Below are 5,244 nucleotides of genomic sequence, written 5' to 3' on the forward strand. Positions count from 1 at the left end.
GAAACCCCACCCACCACCACACCCCAAACCAACCAAACCAACCAACCCACCACCGACGAACCGACAGGCAGGCCGTCCGCCCTGCCGGTCTGGCCGCTCTCGGGCATGACGGAGGGCGCCCTGCGCGCCCAGGCGGAACGGCTGCGTGCCCACACCGCCGCTGCCACCGAGCCGAACCTCCTCGACGTCGGCTACTCACTGGCCACGACCCGAGCGGACCTCCCGCACCGCGCCGTCGTCCAAGGCCGCGACCGCACCGAACTCGTCGCCGCCCTCAGCTCCCTCGCCCTGGGCGCCGACACGGCGAATGGCCTGGTCAGGGGCACTTCTCTGGACGGTGGTACGGCGTTCCTGTTCTCGGGTCAGGGTTCGCAGCGGGCCGGGATGGGCCGCGAACTGTATGAGGCTTTCCCGGTGTTCGCGGATGCCTTCGACGCCGTATGCGCCGAGCTGGACAAGCACCTCGACCGGCCGGTCAAGGACGTCGTGTTCGACGCGGAGTCGGACCTGCTGGACCAGACGGTGTTCACGCAGGCTGGGTTGTTCGCGGTCGAGGTGGCGTTGTTCCGGCTGATGGAGCACTGGGGCATCACCCCGGACTATCTCCTCGGGCATTCGATCGGTGAGTTGGCTGCCGCTCATGTGGCGGGTGTGTGGTCCCTGGAGGACGCGGCCGTGCTGGTCGCCGCGCGGGGCAGGCTGATGCAGGCCCTGCCCACCGGCGGGGCCATGGTCGCTGTCCAGGCGACCGAAGCCGAGGTCTTCCCGCTGCTGACCGAGGGTGTGTCGATCGCCGCGGTCAACGGCCCGGCCTCCGTCGTGATCTCCGGCGACGAGAACGCGGTCGAGGAGATCGCGTCCCGGTTCGAGAAGACGAAGAAGCTGAAGGTCTCCCACGCGTTCCACTCGCCGCGCATGGAACCCATGCTCGACGAGTTCCGGACCGTCCTCGAAGACGTGACCTTCCACGCCCCGCGGATCCCGCTGGTCTCCAACCTCACCGGCACCCTCGCCGGAGACGACCTCCTCACCGCCGACTACTGGGTGAGGCACGTCCGCGAGGCGGTGCGTTTCGCCGACGGCATCGGACACCTGGAAACCCAGGGCGTCACCACCTACCTCGAACTCGGCCCCGGCGGAGTCCTGTCCGCCATGGCCCAGGACACCACCACCGCTGACGCGGACGCGGTGTTCGTCCCGGCGCTCCGCAAGAACCGCCCCGAGACCGAAGCCGTCGTCACCGCCCTCGCCGAACTCCACACCCACGGCACCCAGGTCGACTGGACGACGTACTACGCAGGAACCGGCGCCCAGCACACCGACCTCCCCACCTACGCCTTCCAACACCGCCACTACTGGCCCGAGGTGTCCTTCGACAACCCCGACGAGCAGCGGACCACCCACCCGGGCAGTGCCGCCGGCGCCGTGGACGCGTCCTTCTGGCAGGCCGTCCACCAGGCGGATCTGACCGCGCTCTCCGAGACCCTGGACCTCGGGGGCGACGACGAGAAGGTCGCCGCGCTCGGTGACGTACTGCCTGTCCTGTCCACCTGGCACCAGGAGCAGAGCGAGCGGTCCGCCGCCGACTCCTGGCGCTACAAGGTCGTGTGGCGACCGCTCACCGAGACGACCGTGCCCGCCCTCAGCGGCACGTGGCTGCTGGTCGTGCCCGCCGAGGGCGCGGACGACGGCCTGGTCGAGTCCTGTGCCGCCGCCCTGAACGGGCATGGCGCGTCCGTCGAGCTCCTGCGGATCGCCGACGAGCCGGACCTTCCCGGCCGTATCCGGACCATCGCATCCGGCATGCGTCTCGGCGGCGTCCTCTCCCTCCTCGCCATGGACGAGCGCCCCCACCCCGAGCACGACGTCGTTCCGACCGGCCTCACGGAGGCTCTCGCCCTCATCAAGGCCATGGCCGAGGCCGAACTCGACGTCCCCCTGTGGTCGGTGACCCGTACCGCCGTCGCCGTCAGCGGCACGGACGGTCCCGCCCGGCCCGTGCAGGCCCAGATGTGGGGTCTCGGCCGAGTGGCGGCGCTCGAGCACGCCAAGCGCTGGGGCGGTCTCGTCGACCTGCCCGAGACGCCCGACGCGAACGACCTGAGCCGTATGGTCTCGGTGCTCGCACAGCGCACCGACGCCGCTGCCGGCACCGGATCGCCGAGCAGCGGCCAGAACGGCCAGAACGGCCAGAACGGCCAGAACGGTGTCGAGGACCAGGTGGCGGTCCGTGCCGCCGGTGTCTTCACCCGGCGCCTCGTTCCGGCCTCCGCCCTCGGTGTGAAACCGCGCCGTCAGTGGCGGCCGCGTGGAACGGTCGTCGTGACCGGCGGTACGGGAGCCATCGGCGGGCACGTGTCCCGTTGGCTGGCAGCGAACGGAGCCGAGCACATCGTCCTGACCAGCCGTCGCGGCGAGGCGGCCCCCGGGGCCCTGGAGCTGAAGGCGGAGCTGGAGGCGGCCGGAAGCCGGGTGACCGTCGCCGCCTGCGACATCGCCGAGCGTTCCGCCGTGGAGGAACTGCTCGCCAAGCTGGCCGCCGACGGCGACGAGGTCCGCACCGTCATGCACGCGGCGGGCGTCGGCCTGCTGGCTCCGCTGACCGAGTGCGGGCCGCAGGCGGCGGCGTACGTCGCCGACGGCAAGGTCTCCGGCGCCCGCCACTTCGACGAACTCCTCGACCCGTCCCGCCTCGACGCGGTCGTCCACTTCACGTCCGTCGCCGGGGTCTGGGGCGTCGGCGACCACGGTGTGTACGCCGCCGCCAACGCCTACCTCGACGCACTGGCCCAGCAGAGCCGCGCCCGTGGCGTCCCGGCCACCGCCGTGGCCTGGGGCCCGTGGGCCGAGGGCGGCATGGCCACCGGCGCGGGCGACGCACACCGCACGGCAGGCGACGGCGGGGGAGAAGGGGGCGAGGGAGGAGACGACGGTGGCCCCCTGAGTCGGCACGGTGTGCTGGCGCTGCGCCCCGAGCTCGCGATGGTCGCCCTCCAGCAGGCCCTCGACCACGAGGACACGGCGGTCGTCCTCGCCGACATGGACTGGGAGCGGTTCGCGCCCGTCTTCACGATGAGCGGCGACCGTCCGCTGATCGCGGAGATCCCGCAGGTCCGCGAACTCGGCGCCCGCCAGGAGGCCTCGGCCTCCGACGGTGCCGGATCCGCGCCCGCCCTGCGCGCGAAGCTCGCGACCCTCTCCGCCACGGAGCAGGACCAGCTGGTCCTCGACCTCGTACGGGAACACACGGCGGCGGTCCTCGGGCACTCCTCCGCCCAGGACGTCGAGGCACGCCGGCCCTTCCAGGATCTCGGCTTCGACTCGCTCACGGCCGTCGAACTCCGCAACCGCATCGGTACGGCCACCGGGCTGCGTCTGTCCGCGACCATGGTGTTCGACCACCCGACGCCGGTCGCGCTCGCCGCCTACGTCAAGGCCGAGGTGCTGCCCGCCGCGACGGAGGACGCGCTGCCCCCGGCCGAGGAGCTGGACCGGCTGGAGGAGGCGCTCGCAGCCCGCACCAGCGACGACATCGGCAGGGTCAGGGTCGTCATGCGGCTCGAGGCACTGCTGTCGAAGCTCAGCATGGGCCGCCTCGACGCCCCGCCGACACCGTCGTCGCCGACCGGTCAGGCGGACGCTATGGCAGGACTCGAGTCCGCTACTAACGAGGAGCTGTTCGATCTGATCGACAGGGATCTCGGGCTCTCCTGACCCTGCTTCCTCACTGAGCCGGACGCGACGGGAGCGACCTTCGATGGCGGACGAAGACAAGCTGCGGGATTACCTGACCCGTGTGGTTGCCGAGCTGCAACAGACTCGTCAACACCTTCGTGACATCGAGTCGCAGGAAGCGGAGCCGATCGCGATCGTCTCCATGAGCTGCCGTCTGCCCGGTGCCGTCAGCACGCCCGAGGACCTGTGGAACCTGGTCTCCTCGGGCGGCGACGGCATCTCCGGGCTCCCCGCCGACCGCGGCTGGAACATCGAGGACCTCTACGATCCCGACCCGTCCGCCACCGGCAAGATCTACGCCCTCGAAGGCGGCTTCCTGCACGACGCGGGCGAGTTCGACCCCGGCTTCTTCGGGATCAACCCGCGCGAGGCCCTTGCCATGGACCCGCAGCAGCGCCTGCTCCTGGAGACCTCCTGGGAGGCGCTGGAGCGCGCCGGCATCGACCCGACGACCGTCGCCGGCAGCGCCACCGGCGTGTTCGTCGGCGCGGCGAGCCAGGGTTACGGCGGCGACCTCAGCGGATCCGCCGGATCGGAGGGGTACATCCTCACCGGAACGGTCACGTCCGTGCTGTCCGGCCGCGTCTCGTACACGCTCGGTCTGGAGGGCCCGGCGGTCACCCTCGACACGGCCTGCTCGTCGTCCCTGGTCGCCCTGCACCTCGCCGTGCAGTCCCTGCGGAACGGCGAGTGCTCCATGGCCCTCGCGGGCGGCGCCTCGGTCATGCCCAGCCCGGCCGGCCTCATGGAGTTCAGCCGCCAGCAGGGCCTCGCCCGCGACGGCCGCTGCAAGGCGTTCGCGGACGCCGCCGACGGCATGGGCATGGCCGAGGGCGTCGGCATGATTCTCCTGGAGAAGCTGTCCGACGCCCGCCGCAACGGCCACGAGGTCCTTGCGGTGGTGCGCGGCTCGGCGGTCAACCAGGACGGTGCCTCCAACGGCCTGACCGCCCCCAACGGTCCGTCCCAGCAGCGCGTCATCCGCGCCGCCCTCGCCAACGCCAAGGTCTCCGCCGACCAGGTCGACGTCGTCGAGGCACACGGTACGGGCACGAAGCTCGGTGACCCGATCGAGGCGCAGGCGCTGCTCGCCACGTACGGCCAGGAGAGGCCGGAGGACCGGCCGCTGCTTCTCGGCTCGGTCAAGTCGAACATCGGTCACACCCAGGCCGCCGCCGGCGTCGCGGGCGTGATGAAGATGGTCCTGGCCATGCGCCACGGCATCCTGCCCAAGAGCCTCCACATCGACCAGCCGTCCTCCCACGTGGACTGGGCGGCCGGCGCCGTCGAGCTGATCGACGAACACCGTGACTGGCCGGAGACCGGCGCCCCGCGCCGCGCGGGCGTGTCCTCCTTCGGCATCAGCGGTACGAATGCGCACGTGATTCTGGAGCAGGCGCCGGTGCAGGAGCCGGTGGAGGCTTCGGAGCAGGTGTCGGGGGCTCCGGCGCTGTTGGGTGTGGTGCCGTGGGTGTTGTCGGGCAGGACGGAGTCCGCGCTGCGGGCGCA

Annotated in this window: 1 protein-coding gene and 1 pseudogene; both read left to right on the forward strand. The window is 71.6% G+C overall.

The genetic code is table 11. From position 1 onward, the window contains the following. Nucleotides 1-105 precede the first annotated feature (105 nt). Nucleotides 106-3,714, forward strand: a pseudogene (locus tag ACLF6P_RS29650) (SDR family NAD(P)-dependent oxidoreductase); the annotation flags it as partial. Between the two features lie 43 nt (nucleotides 3,715-3,757). Next, nucleotides 3,758-5,244: type I polyketide synthase (locus tag ACLF6P_RS29655; protein WP_415954509.1), on the forward strand; the 1,487-nt coding region annotated here is incomplete at its 3' end.

Origin of the sequence: Streptomyces lothianensis, from assembly GCF_047779955.1 — a bacterium.
Classification (GTDB): Bacteria; Actinomycetota; Actinomycetes; order Streptomycetales; family Streptomycetaceae; genus Streptomyces.